Origin of the sequence: Alistipes sp. UBA6068, from assembly GCF_949428155.1 — a bacterium.
Classification (GTDB): Bacteria; Bacteroidota; Bacteroidia; order Bacteroidales; family Rikenellaceae; genus Alistipes; species Alistipes muris.
Genome location: NZ_CASQFS010000001.1, coordinates 316,964 through 331,900, shown reverse-complemented (window position 1 = coordinate 331,900; position 14,937 = coordinate 316,964). Strand labels below are relative to the sequence as shown.

At 61.3% G+C, this 14,937-nt stretch carries 13 protein-coding genes and 1 tRNA gene; 8 read left to right on the top strand and 6 right to left on the bottom strand.

Annotation, left to right across the window (positions count from 1 at the left end; translation table 11 throughout):
• Positions 1 to 129: 129 nt before the first annotated feature.
• From QVG21_RS01455 to QVG21_RS01445, 3 genes are all read left to right on the top strand, one after another.
• Positions 130 to 1,116: an acyl-CoA reductase gene (locus tag QVG21_RS01455; RefSeq protein WP_287921405.1), complete on the top strand. Its 987-nt coding sequence runs from the start codon at positions 130 to 132 to the stop codon at positions 1,114 to 1,116.
• 36 nt (positions 1,117 to 1,152) lie between these two features.
• Positions 1,153 to 1,662: an IS1096 element passenger TnpR family protein gene (locus QVG21_RS01450; protein WP_251213659.1), complete on the top strand. Its 510-nt coding sequence runs from the start codon at positions 1,153 to 1,155 to the stop codon at positions 1,660 to 1,662.
• 203 nt (positions 1,663 to 1,865) lie between these two features.
• Positions 1,866 to 1,951: transfer RNA gene (locus tag QVG21_RS01445), tRNA-Leu, on the top strand.
• 57 nt (positions 1,952 to 2,008) lie between these two features.
• Here the strand turns inward: QVG21_RS01445 and gpmA are convergent.
• The 3 genes from gpmA to QVG21_RS01430 are packed head-to-tail and all read right to left on the bottom strand — an operon-like array spanning position 2,009 to position 4,675.
• Positions 2,009 to 2,752 carry a 2,3-diphosphoglycerate-dependent phosphoglycerate mutase gene (gpmA, locus tag QVG21_RS01440; protein WP_287921402.1) on the bottom strand — a complete coding sequence of 248 codons (744 nt, stop codon included), beginning with the start codon at positions 2,750 to 2,752 and terminating at the stop codon, positions 2,009 to 2,011.
• Between the two features lie 12 nt (positions 2,753 to 2,764).
• Positions 2,765 to 3,781 (bottom strand): 2-hydroxyacid dehydrogenase, encoded by a 1,017-nt coding sequence (locus QVG21_RS01435; protein WP_251213657.1) that lies wholly within the window; start codon positions 3,779 to 3,781, stop codon positions 2,765 to 2,767.
• A gap of 42 nt (positions 3,782 to 3,823) precedes the next feature.
• The gene (locus QVG21_RS01430) at positions 3,824 to 4,675 is read right to left on the bottom strand and encodes an AraC family transcriptional regulator (protein WP_287921399.1); all 852 of its coding nucleotides are present in this window, start codon (positions 4,673 to 4,675) and stop codon (positions 3,824 to 3,826) included.
• A gap of 250 nt (positions 4,676 to 4,925) precedes the next feature.
• On the opposite strand from QVG21_RS01430, the gene QVG21_RS01425 reads away from it, so the two are divergent.
• Genes QVG21_RS01425 through QVG21_RS01415 form a run of 3 tightly spaced genes read left to right on the top strand, consistent with a single transcriptional unit; the run spans position 4,926 to position 10,684 of the window.
• Positions 4,926 to 6,107: an efflux RND transporter periplasmic adaptor subunit gene (locus QVG21_RS01425; protein WP_502871754.1), complete on the top strand. Its 1,182-nt coding sequence runs from the start codon at positions 4,926 to 4,928 to the stop codon at positions 6,105 to 6,107.
• 3 nt (positions 6,108 to 6,110) lie between these two features.
• Positions 6,111 to 9,302, top strand: coding sequence for an efflux RND transporter permease subunit (locus QVG21_RS01420; protein ID WP_287921393.1), 3,192 nt, complete (start codon positions 6,111 to 6,113; stop codon positions 9,300 to 9,302).
• 2 nt (positions 9,303 to 9,304) lie between these two features.
• Positions 9,305 to 10,684 (top strand): TolC family protein, encoded by a 1,380-nt coding sequence (locus QVG21_RS01415; RefSeq protein ID WP_251213653.1) that lies wholly within the window; start codon positions 9,305 to 9,307, stop codon positions 10,682 to 10,684.
• Positions 10,685 to 10,756: 72 nt separating this feature from the next.
• Here the strand turns inward: QVG21_RS01415 and QVG21_RS01410 are convergent, their stop codons facing one another.
• Positions 10,757 to 12,187: a hypothetical protein gene (locus tag QVG21_RS01410; RefSeq protein ID WP_251213652.1), complete on the bottom strand. Its 1,431-nt coding sequence runs from the start codon at positions 12,185 to 12,187 to the stop codon at positions 10,757 to 10,759.
• Between the two features lie 62 nt (positions 12,188 to 12,249).
• On the opposite strand from QVG21_RS01410, the gene QVG21_RS01405 reads away from it, so the two are divergent.
• Positions 12,250 to 12,462, top strand: coding sequence for a hypothetical protein (locus tag QVG21_RS01405; RefSeq protein WP_287921389.1), 213 nt, complete (start codon positions 12,250 to 12,252; stop codon positions 12,460 to 12,462).
• 172 nt (positions 12,463 to 12,634) lie between these two features.
• Positions 12,635 to 13,402 (top strand): CDGSH iron-sulfur domain-containing protein, encoded by a 768-nt coding sequence (locus QVG21_RS01400; RefSeq protein WP_287921388.1) that lies wholly within the window; start codon positions 12,635 to 12,637, stop codon positions 13,400 to 13,402.
• Positions 13,403 to 13,454: 52 nt separating this feature from the next.
• Here the strand turns inward: QVG21_RS01400 and floA are convergent, their stop codons facing one another.
• The gene (gene floA, locus QVG21_RS01395; RefSeq protein ID WP_275556992.1) at positions 13,455 to 14,423 is read right to left on the bottom strand and encodes a flotillin-like protein FloA; all 969 of its coding nucleotides are present in this window, start codon (positions 14,421 to 14,423) and stop codon (positions 13,455 to 13,457) included.
• 14 nt (positions 14,424 to 14,437) lie between these two features.
• Positions 14,438 to 14,905: an NfeD family protein gene (locus QVG21_RS01390; protein ID WP_287921385.1), complete on the bottom strand. Its 468-nt coding sequence runs from the start codon at positions 14,903 to 14,905 to the stop codon at positions 14,438 to 14,440.
• Positions 14,906 to 14,937 lie beyond the last annotated feature (32 nt).

Genomic DNA, 14,937 nt, shown 5'->3' with positions numbered 1-14,937 from the left:
GGCGCCTCGGCAAAAGCAAGCTTGTTTGCTTTTGCCCTCGGCTTGCACTATCTTTACAGAATATAGGCGGCGCCTCGGCAAAAGCAAGCTTGTTTGCTTTTGCCCTCGGCTTGCACTATCTTTGCAACTATGAAGGATGCTATCGGACTTTTTTCCGCTTTGGGCGAACGGCTCCGCGATTTCGGCAACACAGCGCAGACACAGCACGTTATCGACGGCGCCTGCCGGGCGAACGGGTGGTTTTCGCCCCAAGAAATCAGCCGTGCCGCAGCGGCCATCGCCGACCGGATGCTCCGGCGCGAAACGCTCGAACCATGGCTCGCCGCCTATCCCGTTCCCCCCGCCGCACCGCGCCGCGTGCTCGTCATCATGGCCGGAAATATCCCGTTGGTAGGGTTCTTCGACCTGCTGTGCGTCGTCGCCAGCGGCCATCGGTGCATCGTCAAGCCGTCGGCCAAAGACACCGTGCTGATGCAGTATGTCGTTGAGCAGCTGCGCGCCATCGACCCCGACGTTCCCATCGAGTTCTACGACGGCCACCAGGAAACCGACGCCGTCATCGCCACAGGCAGCGACAACGCCCGCCGTTATTTTCAGGCGCACTACGCCGGGAAGCCCGCTCTGCTGCGGGGCCATCGTCAGTCGGTCGCCGTACTCTCGGGCCGCGAAACTCCCGAACAGCTGGCCGGGCTCGCCGACGACATCTGGGCTTATTCCGGACTGGGCTGCCGCAGCGTCTCCCGGCTCTTCCTGCCCGAGGGCTGCGAGCTTCGGCTCGCCATGCCCTCCATGAACCGCAAATACCGCAACAACTACCTGCGCTCGCGTGCTTTGCTGACCATGACCGGCCGCCCGTTCATCGACCTGGGGTGCGCCGTCGCCGTCGAGCAGACCGGGTTTCCGGCGTCGTTGAGCCAAATCGCCTATACCCGTTACCGCAACCTTGCCGAAGTCGAAACATGGCTCGCCGACCACGACGGCGAGTTGCAGTGCGTCGTTTCGGAATGCGTCGGCCACAGCCGCCGCACGGGTTTCGGGTGCGCGCAGTCGCCCGGACTGACCGATTACCCCGACGACCTCGACGTGATGGCCTGGCTGACCGAAACCGTACAATAGCCGAACATTCGCAAACTTATAGCAAACTACGACCCTATGTCAATGATCTTCCGTTTCCGCATGCTGAGCGACGAAAACGACCGTTTCGTCCGCGACTACGAGGTGCAGTACGACACTACGCTGCTCGATTTCCACCGTTTCATCCTCTCCTCGCTCGAATACGAGGAGTGCATGGCGTCGTTCTTCACCGCCGACGACCGTTGGGAGAAGCAGCGCGAATTCACCTGCATGGATATGGGCGAGGGGGAGGGTGCTCCCGAATCCATGGAGCGGGTGACCCTCGGACAGATTATCCACAACAGCCGCGACCGGCTGATCTATCTGTTCGATTTGTTCGGCGACCGGGCTTATTATCTGGAACTCACCGGGACTTACGAGGCCGAAAAGGGGGCTTCCTATCCTCGTGAAATCTTCGCCCAGGCCGAGGTTCCCGACCAGTACGACCCCTCCCGAAACCGTGTCGACGACGAGGGTTCCATCTTCGACGACATGATGAGCGATTTCAGCGATTTCGAGGGCGACGACAATTACGACGACGAATATTAGCGTCCATCCCGGCCCGCAAGTAAACACCCCGCGACAGCCAACGCCTGCCCGGCCTGCAAGCAAACACCCATAGTCCCTCGCCGGCCTGTCCCGCCACCGTCATATTCCCGCAGGCTGACGCCCCCCCCGGCCCGGGCGCAAAGTTTTGCGAAGTCGCGTTTTTTTGCTACTTTTGCCGTCGCTTCCCGTTTCGGGACGCGGTCGCTCGGATGGTGGAATAGGTAGACACGCCGGACTTAAAATCCTGTGACCAGCAATGGTCGTACGGGTTCGATTCCCGTTCCGAGTACAACAGCAAGGTTGCCCGCCACCACGGCAGGCAACCTTGTTCTTTTATGTAAGGAAGTCATTTCCGGCCCTGCGCCGCTACGGCCGCCATCGCCGCGGCCACTTTCCCGGGGTCGCCCAGAAAGTAGTCGCCCACGCAGTTCAGCCCCTCGTCGAATTCAAATACATAGGGCATGGCCGTCGGCAGGTTCAGCTCCGCTATGGCGTCGTCCGAAATCCCTTTCAGGTGTTTCACGATTCCCCGCAGGCTGTTGCCGTGGGCCACTACCAGCAGCGCGTCGCAGCGCGCCAGCTCCGGCAGTATCTCGCATTGCCAGTAGGGCAGTGTCCGTTTCACGGTCTGCGACAGCGATTCGGTCAGCGGCAGTTCGGCTTCGGGTATCCCCTTGTAGCGCAGGTCGAAGCGTGGGTTGCGCGGGTCGTTCGCCGCCAGCGGTTCCGGCGCCACATCATAGCTGCGGCGCCATTCGTACACCCGTTCTTCGCCGTATTTTTCGGCCGTCTCGCGTTTGTTCAGTCCTTGCAGCGCACCGTAGTGTTTTTCGTTCAGCCGCCAGCTTTTCGCCACTTCTATCCAGTCCTGGTCCAGCGCGCCGAGTACCAGGTCCAGCGTCTTCACCGCCCGTTTCAGATACGACGTGTAGGCTTTTCCGAAGCGGAATCCCTCGTTCCGGAGCAGTTCTCCGGCTTCGGTCGCTTCGGTCCGGCCGCGGTCGCTCAAGTCCACGTCGGTCCAGCCCGTAAATCGGTTTTCGCGGTTCCATTGGCTCTCGCCGTGGCGGAGCAGTACGATTCTTTTCATAAGTTGCCGTCGTTACGCCATGCCCGCCACCGGGTCGGGGCATACTATGTTGGTCAGTTTCTTGCCTGCGTCGAATTCCAGCATGTTTTGCAGGGTCACATGCGCTATGTTGTCGAGCGCCTCACGCGTGAAAAACGCTTGGTGAGAGGTGACTATCACGTTGTTGAACGACAGCAGGCGTGCCAGCACGTCGTCGTCCATAATCCGGTCCGAGGTGTCCTCGTAGAAATAGGCCGCTTCTTCTTCGTAGACGTCCAGCCCCGCCGCGCCGATTTTCTTCTCTTTCAGACCGTCGATCAGCGCTTCCGTGTGAATGAGTTGGCCGCGGCCCGTGTTGATGATCATCACCCCCGGTTTCATCCGCCCGATGGCTACGTCGCCTATCATGTAGCGCGTCCCGTCCGTCAGCGGGCAGTGGAGCGAAATCACGTCCGAGCGTTCGTAGAGTTCGTCCAGCGCCACATACGAGATGCCCGCTTCCCACGCGAAGCGTTCGTCGGGATGGGGGTCGTTGGCCAGCACTTCCATCCCGAATCCCTTCAGTATCCGAATCAGTTCGCGGGCTATCCGGCCCGTGCCTACGATTCCCGCCGTCTTGCCGTACATGTCGAATCCCAGCAGGCCGTGCAGCGAGAAGTTACCGTCGCGCGTGCGCCAGTAGGCACGGTGGATTTTGCGGTTCAGCGACAGCATCAGCGCCACCGCGTGTTCCGCCACCGCGTGGGGAGAGTAGGCGGGCACCCTCACCACCGACACCCCGTGGCGTACGGCCGCCGTCAGGTCCACATTGTTGAATCCCGCGCAGCGCAGCGCTATCAGTTTCACGCCCATTTCGGCCAGCTGGCGGATGGTTTCGGCGTCGGCCGTGTCGTTCACGAATATGCACACCGCATCGGCCCCCGACGCCAGCGCTACGTTCTGCGCGTTCAGGTGGCTCCGATGATAGCATATCTCGAATCCGTAGGCGGCGCCGGCCCGGTCGAACGCTTCGCGGTCATAGGGCTGTACGCCGAAAAAGGTGACTTTCATAGCGGAGACTTTTTTCCCGTCTCCTTTGCAAATTCCGGGCCCTTACTCCTTCGCGTGGCGGTATTCGGTAGGGGAGTAGCCCGTGTGGTGCTTGAAGTAGCGGCCCAGGTACGACTGGTCCGGGAACCGCAGGCGGTAGGCGATTTCCTGCACCGACAGGTCGGTCGACTGCAGCAGCATCTTGATTTCCAGCACCACCGCCCGGTCGATGAATTCCTTCACCGAGCTGTGGACCATCCGGCGCACGATGCCCGACAGGTAGCGCGTCGTGATGCACAGACGGTCAGCATAGAACGCCACTTCGCGGTGGGTCGTGCAGTATTCGTGGGTCAGGTCCACAAAACGGTGGAACAGGTCCGTCTGCCGCGACCGTTTGTCCGGCGCCGTCCGGCGCTGCGTGCCGAATCGCAGGTACTTGTCATAGCTTCCCAGCAGCATGTTTTGCAGGCGGTTGCGGATAATCGTGTTGCGGTATGTGTTTTCCTTGTCGCGATAGGTGTATTCCATCATCCGGAACCACGCTTCGGCCCCTTCGGCCATTCCGTCGGTCATCGTACCGAGCGGGCATTCGCGCAGGGCCTGGAAAAAGGCCGGTTCAAGACGGAACGCCGCTTCGGCAAACATCTCTTTCGAGAATGCGCAGTAGTTCATCCGGAAGTCTTCCGTGCAGTCGGTCAGCATCAGCACCCACCCGGGCAGCAGAAACAGCCACGTGTTGCGTTCCAGCGTTCCCCGGTGTTGGTTGACCGTCGCTTCCGCGCGGCCTCCCGTGCACCACGCCACCGCAAAGCTCCGGCAGCGCGACGCATAGTTGCCGTAAAACGCAAAGTCGGAGTTCCCGACCGCAAATTGTTCTTCGGGGGTGGTCACCAGCGGGTCGGCGGATGAAAACATAGGCTATTTATTTGAGCGTTCGTATACTACGAACGTTTCTTCCGGCGTTAGTCCTTTCGGAAAGCAGGCTTCGCCGAAAGGTTGCCGGTGCAAAACGTTATTCTTTTTTCGGACAAAAATAGCGTTTTTTCGTTCGCCAAGCCGAAAATCATTCCGAAAATGAACAACACTTTTCGCAATATCCACTTCGCAGCTTCGCAAATTTAGCCTATTTTTGCATCCTTGATATATATATAACGTAGAAAGAAAGATGATTATGAAGCAGAAATTCGTAAAAGCGGCCCTCGCAGCCTGCTGCGCCGCGGCCGTCGGCTGTGCCGAAGCTCCCGTCGCCGCGGGTCCCGAGCACTACGCCGTCCAGACCGTCGCCACTTCCGACCGGGAGATTCCCGTTTATTATTCGGCTACCGTCCGCGGGCGGCAGGACATAGATATCTATCCCCAGATTTCGGGCACCGTTTCCGAGCTTTGCATCACCGAGGGCCAGCAGGTCGACGAGGGGCAGACGCTCTTCATCATCGACCAGGTGCCTTACAAGGCCGCGCTTCAGACCGCCGAAGCCAACGTCGCCGCCGCCAAGGCCGGGGTTTCCACCGCCAAGCTGGTCCGCGACAGCAAGAAGCAGCTTTTCAGGCGCAAGGTCGTTTCGCAGTTCGACCTCTCCTCCGCCCAGAACCAGCTCCTCACCGCCGAGGCTCAGCTCGCGCAGGCCGAGGCCCAGCGGGTCAGCGCCGCCAACAACCTCTCCTATACGGTCGTCAAGGCTCCGTCCAAGGGCGTTGTCGGGACTTTGCCGTTCCGCGTCGGCGCTTTGGTCGGTCCGTCCGCCAAGCTCACCACCGTTTCCGACAATTCCGAGATGTACATCTACTTCTCGATGACCGAGAACCAGCTGCTCAACCTCACCCGTCGTTACGGCTCCACGGCCGCTACCTTGCAGAACATGCCCGACGTGCAGCTGCAGCTCAGCGACGGGTCGCTCTACGACCACTCCGGGCGCGTCGAGTCCATCAGCGGCGTCATCGACGCTTCGACCGGCAGCGTCCAGCTGCGTGCCGCATTCCCCAACAAGAACGGGCTGTTGCACAGCGGCGGGTCGGGCAACATCATCCTGCCCTCCGTCTATAAAGATTGCATCGTCATTCCCCAGACCGCTACGTTCGAGATCCAGGACAAGGTCTATGTCTATAAGGTCATCGACGGCAAGGCTTCATCGGCCATGATCGACGTCGAGAAGGTTACCAACGGCCGCGAGTACATCGTCCGTTCGGGTCTCGAGCCCGGCGAGACCATCGTCGCCGAGGGCGTCGGTCTCCTGCGCGAGGGTACGCCCATCGTCCCCAAACAGCCGCAGGCCGAAGCCGAAGCCGAAGCTGAGGCAGAAGCCGTGGCCGAAACCGTTCCCGATGCCCAAACCGCCAAGGAGGAATAGCCCATGACACTCAGACACTTCATCGAGCGCCCCGTGCTGGCGTCCGTCATCTCCATCGTCATCGTCATCGCCGGTCTGATCGGTCTGGCCACGCTGCCCATCGAGCAGTATCCCGACATCGCGCCGCCTACGGTCATGGTCCACGCGTCCTATCCCGGCGCCAGCGCCGAGACCATCCAGAAGTCGGTCATCGTGCCCCTCGAGGAGGCCATCAACGGCGTCGAGGACATGATCTACATCCAGTCCAGCGCCACCAACGCCGGTTCGGCTTCCGTCACCGTCTACTTCAAGCAGGGCACCGACGCCGACATGGCTACGGTCAACGTGCAGAACCGCGTCGCCACCGCCACCGGGTCGCTGCCCGCCGAGGTCACCCGCATCGGCGTCACCACCATGAAGCGGCAGACTTCCATGCTGCGCGTCTTCGCCTTGAACAGCCCCGACGATTCCTACGACGAGGTCTTCCTCGCCAATTACATGAACATCAACATCAAGCCGCGCATCCAGCGTATCCAGGGCGTGGGCGAGTTCATGGCCCTGGGCGACGATTACGCCATGCGTATCTGGCTCAGACCCGACGTCATGGCGCAGTACGGGCTCGTTCCGTCCGACGTCACCTACGCGCTTTCCGAGCAGAACATCGAGTCGGCGGTGGGGCAGTTGGGCGAGAATTCCGACAACGCGTTCCAGTATACCATGAAGTACCGCGGCCGCAGGATGACGCCCGAGGAGTTCGGCAATATCGTCATCCGCTCCACCCCCGACGGGCAGGTGCTGCGGCTCAGCGAAATCGCCGACATCGAGCTCGGCGGCGAGTCCTATGCCTATAAAGGCTACGCCAACGGCCACCCCGGCATCGCCGCCATGGTCTTCCAGACCGCCGGGTCCAACGCCACGCAGGTCGTCGAGGACATCGAGGACCTGCTCGACGAAATCCGCGCCGAGCTGCCCAAGGGCATCGAAATCGTCAGCCTTCAGAACGTCAACGACTTTCTCTACGCTTCCATCAACGAGGTCGTCAAAACCCTCTTCGAGGCCATCATCCTCGTCGTGCTGGTCGTCTACGTCTTCTTGCAGGACATCCGGTCCACGTTGATTCCCACGGTTTCGATTCTCGTCGCACTCATCGGTACCTTCGCGTTCCTCTCCGTCGCCGGGTTCTCCATCAACCTCCTGACGCTGTTCGCCCTCGTGCTCGCCATCGGCACCGTCGTCGACGACGCCATCATCGTCGTCGAGGCCGTGCAGGCGCGTTTCGACGCCGGGTACAAGTCTTCTTACATGGCCACCATCGACGCCATGTCGGGCATCACTTCGGCTATCGTCACTTCTACGTTGGTCTTCATGGCCGTCTTCATCCCCGTCGCCATGATGGGCGGTACGTCGGGCGTCTTCTACACGCAGTTCGGTCTGACCATGGCCGTCGCCGTCGGCATCTCCGCGCTCAACGCCCTTACGCTGTCGCCCGCGCTCTGCGCCATCATCATGAAGCCCTATATGGACGAGAACGGCGAGATGCGCGACAACTTCGCCGCCCGCTTCCGCAAGGCGTTCAATACGGCGTTCAGCGCCATCGTCGGCAAATACAAGCACGGCGTCATGTTCTTCATCAAGCACAAGTGGCTCATGTGGGCTACGCTCGGACTGTCGTTCGCTGCTTTGGTCGTGTTGATGAATTCCACCAAGACGGGTCTCGTCCCCGACGAGGACCAAGGCACCGTCATGGTCAACGTCACCACCGCTCCCGGCACTTCGCTCGCCGAGACCGACAAGGTCATGCAGGAGGTCGGGCGCCGGTTGCAGGGGATTCCCCAGGTCCGCGACTTCAACCAGGTCGCAGGTTACGGCATGATCGCCGGGCAGGGCAATTCCTACGGCATGTGTATCGTCAAGCTCAAGAATTGGGAGGAGCGCCCCGACAAGCAGGACGCTGTCGATGCCGTCATCGGGCAGATCTACGCCCGCACCGCCGACATCAAGAACGCGCAGGTCTTCGCCGTCGCACCGCCCATGATTTCGGGTTACGGTACTTCCACCGGGTTCAACATGTTCTTGCAGGACCGCACCGGGGGCGACATCCGCGATTTCTATAATGTCTACCTCCGGTTCGTCGGCGCCCTGAACCAGCGTCCCGAAATCGGCCGCGCCTATTCGACCTTCGACATCAGTTTCCCGCAGTACGTCGTCGACATCGACGCCGCCAAGGCCAAGCGCGCCGGGGTTTCGCCCACGGAGATCCTCTCCGTGCTCTCGGGTTACTACGGCGGGCAGTACATCTCCAACATCAACCGTTTTTCCAAGGTCTACCGCGTCACCATGCAGGCCGACCCCAAGTACCGTCTGGATACCGAATCGCTCAACAACATCTTCGTGCGGATGCAGTCCGGCGAGATGGCTCCCGTCAGCCAGTTCGTCGAGCTCACCAAGGTCTACGGCCCCGAGGTGCTCAACCGCTTCAACCTCTACAATTCCATCGCCGTCACCGGTACTTCGGCCGACGGTTATTCGTCGGGCGACGCCATCCGGGCCATCCGCGAGACGGCCGCCGAGGTGCTGCCCAAGGGCTACGGATTCGAGTTCGGCGGCATCACGCGCGAGGAGGCGCAGACCGGCAGCAACACCGTCATCATCTTCGGCATCTGTATCCTACTCATCTACCTTATCCTCAGCGCTTTGTACGAGAGTTTCATCATCCCGTTCGCCGTCATCCTCTCCGTGCCGTGCGGTCTGATGGGTTCGTTCCTCTTCGCCAAGTTGATGGGGTTGGAGAACAACATCTATTTGCAGACGGGTCTCATCATGCTCATCGGTCTGTTGGCCAAGACGGCCATCCTCCTCACCGAGTACGCCGGCGACCGCCGACGCGCTGGCATGAGCCTCACGCAGGCCGCTGTTTCGGCCGCCAAGGTCCGCCTGCGTCCCATTCTGATGACCGTCCTGACGATGGTCTTCGGTATGATTCCGCTCGTCCTCGCCAGCGGCGTGGGCGCCAACGGCAACTCTACGCTCGGCACAGGCGTCGTCGGCGGCATGATCGTCGGTACGCTCGCCCTGCTGTTCCTCGTCCCGACGCTTTTCATCGTGTTCCAGGCGTTGCAGGAGAAAATCAAGCCGTTGGAGTTCGACCCCGCCCCGCAGTGGTCCGTCCGCGCCGAGGTCGAAGCATGCAGAAACCAGAAAGAAGAAGAGCTCTGATCATGAAAAAGTTCATCATCCTGTGCCTGGCGGCCGCATCGGTCGGCTGCGGCATCTACAAGCCCTATACCCGCCCCGAGATTTCGACCGACGGGCTCTACGGCTCGGCCGAGAGCGCCGACACCGCCACCTTCGGCAACGTCCGTTGGCAGGAGGTCTTCACCGACCCGCACTTGCAGTCGCTCATCGAGGAGGCCCTGGCCAACAACACCGACCTGCAGTCGGCCCATTGGCGCGTCAAGGAGACCGAAGCGTCGCTCAAGTCGGCGCGGCTCGCTTACCTGCCGTCGTTCAACTTCGCGCCGCAGGGGAACATCAGCAGTTTCGACAACGGCCCCGCCGTCAAAACTTACAGCGTCCCCATCACCGCCAGTTGGCAGTTCGACATCTTCAACGCGCTCACCAATACCAAGCGCAAGTCCAAGGCGCTCTACCTCCAAAGTATCGAGTACCGCCAGGCCGTGCGCACGCAGTTGATCGCCAGCGTCGCCAACCTTTATTATACGTTGCTGATGCTCGACAGCCAGCAGCAGGTCACCCGCGAAACGGCCGACCGTTGGAAAAAGAGCGTCGAGACCATGCGTTCCATGAAGGAGGCCGGCATGACCACCGAGGCCGGGGTCGCTCAGTACGAGGGTAATTACTACGCCATCGAATCCTCGCTCCGCGACCTCGACCACCAGCTACGCCAGGTCGAGAACAGCCTTTGTTCGCTCCTCGGGCGTACTCCGCAGGCCGTCGGGCGCGGGTCGTTCTCCAGCCGCCACCTGCCCCGCGAAATCACCGTCGGCGTTCCCGTCCAGCTTCTTTCCAACCGGCCCGACGTCCGTGCTTCCGAGTTCGCCTTGATGCAGGCTTATTACGCCACGGCCGAAGCCCGGTCGGCGCTCTATCCCTCCATCACCCTCAGCGGGGCGGCAGGGTGGACCAACAGCGCCGGGTCGATCATCGTCAATCCCGGTAAATTGTTGCTCAACGCCGCGGCTTCGCTCTTGCAGCCCATCTTCAACGCCGGGGCCAACCGCGCGCGCGTCAAAATCATGAAGGCCCAGCAGGAGGAGGCCAAGCTCTCGTTCCGGCAGACCCTGCTCAACGCCGGGGCCGAGGTCAACAACGCCTTGTCGCAGTACCAGACGGCCCGCGCCAAAAGCGAGCTGCGGGCCAAGCAGATCAAGGCCATGAAGCGGGCCGTCGAGAGCACCGAGTTGTTGATGGAGCATTCGTCCACCACTTACCTGGAGGTCCTCACCGCCCAGCAGTCGCTCCTCTCGGCCCAGTTGTCGCAAATCGCCGATCGCTTCGACGAGATACAGGGCGTAATCAACCTCTACCAGGCCCTCGGCGGCGGCCGCGACACCGAGCCCGAGCCGAAGAAAAAGTAACGCCCCTTCCGGCCAAACGAAAAATCCCGGACTTGCCAAGCAAGTCCGGGATTTTTTGCTCTTTCCCGAGTTCTATTCGTCTTTCACACAGCGTACCTGCATGCCGTTGGCGCGGCCCATCGGGCGGCCGTTGCGTACATCGCTCGCCGCCACGTCGTCCGCCTTGTACCAGAAGCAGAAAGCAGGGGAGAGCGCTCCCACCTCGCCGGCGGTCCAGTAGTAGCCTACCCACGGCTGCATCTCCACCGCCCGCGCAGGCAGCGATTCGTCGAAATAGTTCTGCACGCTCGCATCGCGCCAGCTCCGGCGTCCGGCGCCCGCAAAGTACGATTCGGCCGTTCCGTCGCCCAGCGTCCAGCCGTACTGCGACGCGTAGTCGGCGTCCGCGGCCAGGTCGTCCTTTATCGACAGGTTGTCGAAAGCCGACACAGGGGCCACCCGCCACCCGTGCGGGCAGGGGTCATAGAGCGTTTTCTCCTCCTCCGACCAGCGCACCGTCGTGCCGCCTTGCAGCCAGTCGGCATCCTTTTCGGCCGCCGTGATGAATTCCAGCGGGTGTTCCACCGCATAGGCCATCGTGCCCGTCTCGGCCGTCGACGCCGTCGCTTTCAGCGATACGCCCGTTCCCGAGCCGTCGTACATCTTCGCCGAGACGCCGCCCGACGCAGCATTGTAGGTCAGCGGGCCGATAAACGGTTCCTTGCGGCCCCATTGGTAATAGAGTCCGTAGGAAGCCAGCTTCTCCGCCGCCGTCGCATGGCTTTCGGTCCGGGCGCCGAGGTTGCGGGCCATCAGCGTGCGGCCGTTCAGCACCAGCGGCTGTGCCTCCGGGTCGAAGTCCGCCACCCATATGTGCCAACTCCACAGCAGTTTGTCGTGTGCATCGTAGGCGCCTATCAGTGCGTTGCCCTCCTTGATGCGGGTCGCATCGTCTTTGTCGGCACCTATATAGAACGAGCCTTTCTGCCCGTCGAAATGCAGGTGCTGCACCAGCTCCGACGCCGACTGCCAGATGATTCCCAGCCGGGCCGTGGCCAGTTCTTCCTCGCCCTCGCCTTTGTGCAGGGCGTCGAACAGGTATTCCGTCTCTTTCTTGTTCGCCAGATAGCTGTTGGCAGGGTAGGCGCTCAGGTCTTCCGTTCCCGCAATGCTCACGAACAGGGTTCCCGAAGCCACCGAGCCGCCACCGCCCGGCACGCCGGTCAGCACCACCGAGCCCGACGACGCCGTCTCGCCCTCTATGGCGGCAGGGGCCGTCACCGTCAGGGTCTTCTCCGCCGCGTTCACTTCGATTTGTTCCCAGCCCGTCGGACGGGAGGTCACCGAAAGGGTCCGCAGGTCGATGTTGTCGGTCGTGAAAGCCACCGTCGCCGTGCGGCCCTGCGACAGATAGAGCGCCGGGCGGTCGAAACGAATGTCGCCCGTCTCCTTCTCCTTGCCGCACGCCGTCAGCAGCGCCGCAGCCATCGCAGCCGCGGCCGCCAGTCTTGCCAATGATTTCATATCGTTCAATTTATCGTCTTCCGAAAGTACAAAGATACGAATTTTGACAAACCAGCAAAATCATGGCAGAAAATACAACGCAGCGCCAAGTCATCTTAGACTTCGATTTGAATACGTCGGGTGCCTTGAAGCCGGGATATAAGAAACCCCGTTCTGCGGGAACGGGGGCGGGAGAAATGGTCATATCTTTTTTCTTAAATCCGGCCACCGTTTCTCACGTTGCCGACGTGCGGATCGTCGGGCGAAAGCATCCAACCCTACGATTAGCGCTGTAAAAAGCAGACTTGCAATTACACAGAATAATCGGTCCATCGCAAATGATGTTATAGTAACAATGCAAATATACTAATAAAAGGTAAAATTAAATCTCATCCGGCGGCACGAACAGTTCCGTTGGGAACAATTATTGCCGTCCGCTTTACAAACGTACCGTTCAACCCTGCAAGTATGTCCGCACACAAAACTCCCACGGATTCCGACCCGGCCGCTGGCCGGGTCTCCGTCACCGTCACCGAAAAAGGGCCTTACTTGGTCTACGGGCGGCCGCCTTTCTGCGAGCAGTTCATCATGCCTGACCCCGACAACGAAAGTTGGTATTTCCAGGAGGGGCGCCATTTCTCCACCGAAGCGGAGCCTACAGCGCTCTGCCGGTGCGGGGCTTCGCAGCGCAAGCCTTACTGCGACGGGGCCCACGTCCGCGCCGACTGGGACCCGCAGCTCACCGCTTCCCGGCGGCCGCTGCTCGACGGGGCCGACAAGACCGAGGGCGCCACGCTCACCATGACCGACAACCCCCAATATTGCGTCTTCGCCCGCTTCTGCCACCCTTTCGGCGGGGCCTGGACGCTGACCGAGCTCTCCTCCGATCCCGAAGCAAGGCGGCTGGCCGTCCGCGAGGCTTCGATGTGTCCCAGCGCGCGGCTCACAGCTTGGGACAAGGCTTCGGGCACTCCCTACGAGTTCCGTTTCGAGCCCAGCCTGGGCCTTATCGAGGACCCCGCCATCGGCGCCAGCGGCGGGCTGTGGATTCGCGGCGGCATTCCCATGCGCCGCGAAAACGGCGAGTTCTTCGAGCTCCGCAACCGGGTGGTGGTGTGCCGCTGCGGGCAGTCGGCCAACAAGCCCTATTGCGACGGCACCCACGCCGCCGTCAAGTGGCGCGACGGGCTCCAGGGCGACCCCGTGGGCGAGACCCTGCCCGAGGAGGTGTATTAAAACGAAATGGCCGGCCCCGAGGGTCGGCCATTTCGTTTCCGGCGTCTGCCGTTTATTTCTTCTCCGGCCGGGCGATGGATTCGCGCATGGTCGTGTCGGCCATCATGTTCTTCATCCTGTAATAGTCCATGATGCCCAGATTGCCGTTGCGGAACGCCTCGGCCATCGCCATCGGCACCTCCGCTTCGGCCAGAATCACCTTCGCGCGCGCATCCTGCGCCTTGGCCTTGTTTTCCTGTTCCAGCGCCACGGCCATCGCGCGCCGTTCTTCGGCCTTGGCCTGCGCGATGTTCTTGTCGGCCTGCGCCTGGTCCATCTGAAGCTGTGCGCCGATGTTCTTGCCCACGTCGATGTCGGCAATGTCGATCGAAAGTATCTCGAACGCCGTTCCCGCGTCGAGCCCCTTTTCGAGCACCACCCGCGAAATCGAATCGGGGTTCTCCAGCACGATTTTGTGCGAGGCGGCCGAGCCTATCGACGAGACGATTCCTTCGCCCACACGCGCCAGCACCGTCTCCTCGCCCGCGCCGCCGACCAGCTGCTTGATATTGGCGCGCACCGTCACCCGGGCCTTGGCTATCAGCTGGATGCCGTCCTTGGCCACCGCGGCTACGGGCGGCGTGTTGATGACCTTGGGGTTCACCGACATCTGCACCGCCTCGAACACGTCGCGGCCCGCCAGGTCGATGGCCGTCGCCATCTTGAAGTCGAGCAGGATGTTGGCTTTCTGGGCCGAAACCAGCGCATGCACCACGTTCGAGACGTTGCCGCCCGCCAGGTAGTGGGCTTCCAGTTCGTTGGGATTGAGTTTCAGCCCCGCCTTCGTGCTTTCGATCATCGACGCCACGATGGTCGAGGGCGGAACCTTGCGCCAGCGCATCAGAATCAGTTGCAGCAGGCTGATGCGCACGCCCGAAACCAGCGCCGAGAACCACAGCCCCACCGGCACGAAATAGAATACGAGCCAGATGGCGAACAGGCTCACGAAGACAATCAATGCAATCAATGCGGGTTCCAACATAATCTTATGGTTTTTTAGTCGGTTGTTTTCACGATGACGCTGAAGTTCTCGAAGCCCGTCACTTCCACTTCTCTGTGCGGGTCGACATAGGGACCCTGCGACTTGGCTTCATAGATGCGGCCCCCGATTTCCACCTTGCCCATGGGCGACAGGCGCGAAAGGGTGGTGCCGCGGTCGCCCACGCGGAGTTCTTCCTCAGGGCGGGGCATCGACGACGAGCGTATTTCCTGCTTGAGCGAGAAGCGCTGCCATGTCTTGGCCCGCAGCGACACGACGGTCGCCACCAGCGACAGCAGCCCGATGGCCAATATCGCCGCAACGCCCGCCAGCGGGCCTAAATTACGGAACGCCAGGTAAATGGCGCTTCCGTAGCATACCAGCGACAGCACGGCACCCACCGACACGCCCGGCAGGAAAACCAGCTCGGCCACCAGAAACAGCACCCCGAAGAGCACCAGCAGAACAACATAGAACATATCCATAACCGCAGGTTTTGATGAATACGTTATAAAGG

Bases quoted from the DNA above. Each gene is read 5' to 3' on its own strand.
- QVG21_RS01455 (WP_287921405.1), top strand. From the start codon at position 130: ATGAAGGATGCTATCGGACTTTTTTCCGCTTTGGGCGAACGGCTCCGC.
- QVG21_RS01450 (WP_251213659.1), top strand. From the start codon at position 1,153: ATGTCAATGATCTTCCGTTTCCGCATGCTGAGCGACGAAAACGACCGT.
- gpmA (WP_287921402.1), bottom strand. From the start codon at position 2,752: ATGAAAAGAATCGTACTGCTCCGCCACGGCGAGAGCCAATGGAACCGC.
- QVG21_RS01435 (WP_251213657.1), bottom strand. From the start codon at position 3,781: ATGAAAGTCACCTTTTTCGGCGTACAGCCCTATGACCGCGAAGCGTTC.
- QVG21_RS01430 (WP_287921399.1), bottom strand. From the start codon at position 4,675: ATGTTTTCATCCGCCGACCCGCTGGTGACCACCCCCGAAGAACAATTT.
- QVG21_RS01425 (WP_502871754.1), top strand. From the start codon at position 4,926: ATGATTATGAAGCAGAAATTCGTAAAAGCGGCCCTCGCAGCCTGCTGC.
- QVG21_RS01420 (WP_287921393.1), top strand. From the start codon at position 6,111: ATGACACTCAGACACTTCATCGAGCGCCCCGTGCTGGCGTCCGTCATC.
- QVG21_RS01415 (WP_251213653.1), top strand. From the start codon at position 9,305: ATGAAAAAGTTCATCATCCTGTGCCTGGCGGCCGCATCGGTCGGCTGC.
- QVG21_RS01410 (WP_251213652.1), bottom strand. From the start codon at position 12,187: ATGAAATCATTGGCAAGACTGGCGGCCGCGGCTGCGATGGCTGCGGCG.
- QVG21_RS01405 (WP_287921389.1), top strand. From the start codon at position 12,250: ATGGCAGAAAATACAACGCAGCGCCAAGTCATCTTAGACTTCGATTTG.
- QVG21_RS01400 (WP_287921388.1), top strand. From the start codon at position 12,635: ATGTCCGCACACAAAACTCCCACGGATTCCGACCCGGCCGCTGGCCGG.
- floA (WP_275556992.1), bottom strand. From the start codon at position 14,423: ATGTTGGAACCCGCATTGATTGCATTGATTGTCTTCGTGAGCCTGTTC.
- QVG21_RS01390 (WP_287921385.1), bottom strand. From the start codon at position 14,905: ATGGATATGTTCTATGTTGTTCTGCTGGTGCTCTTCGGGGTGCTGTTT.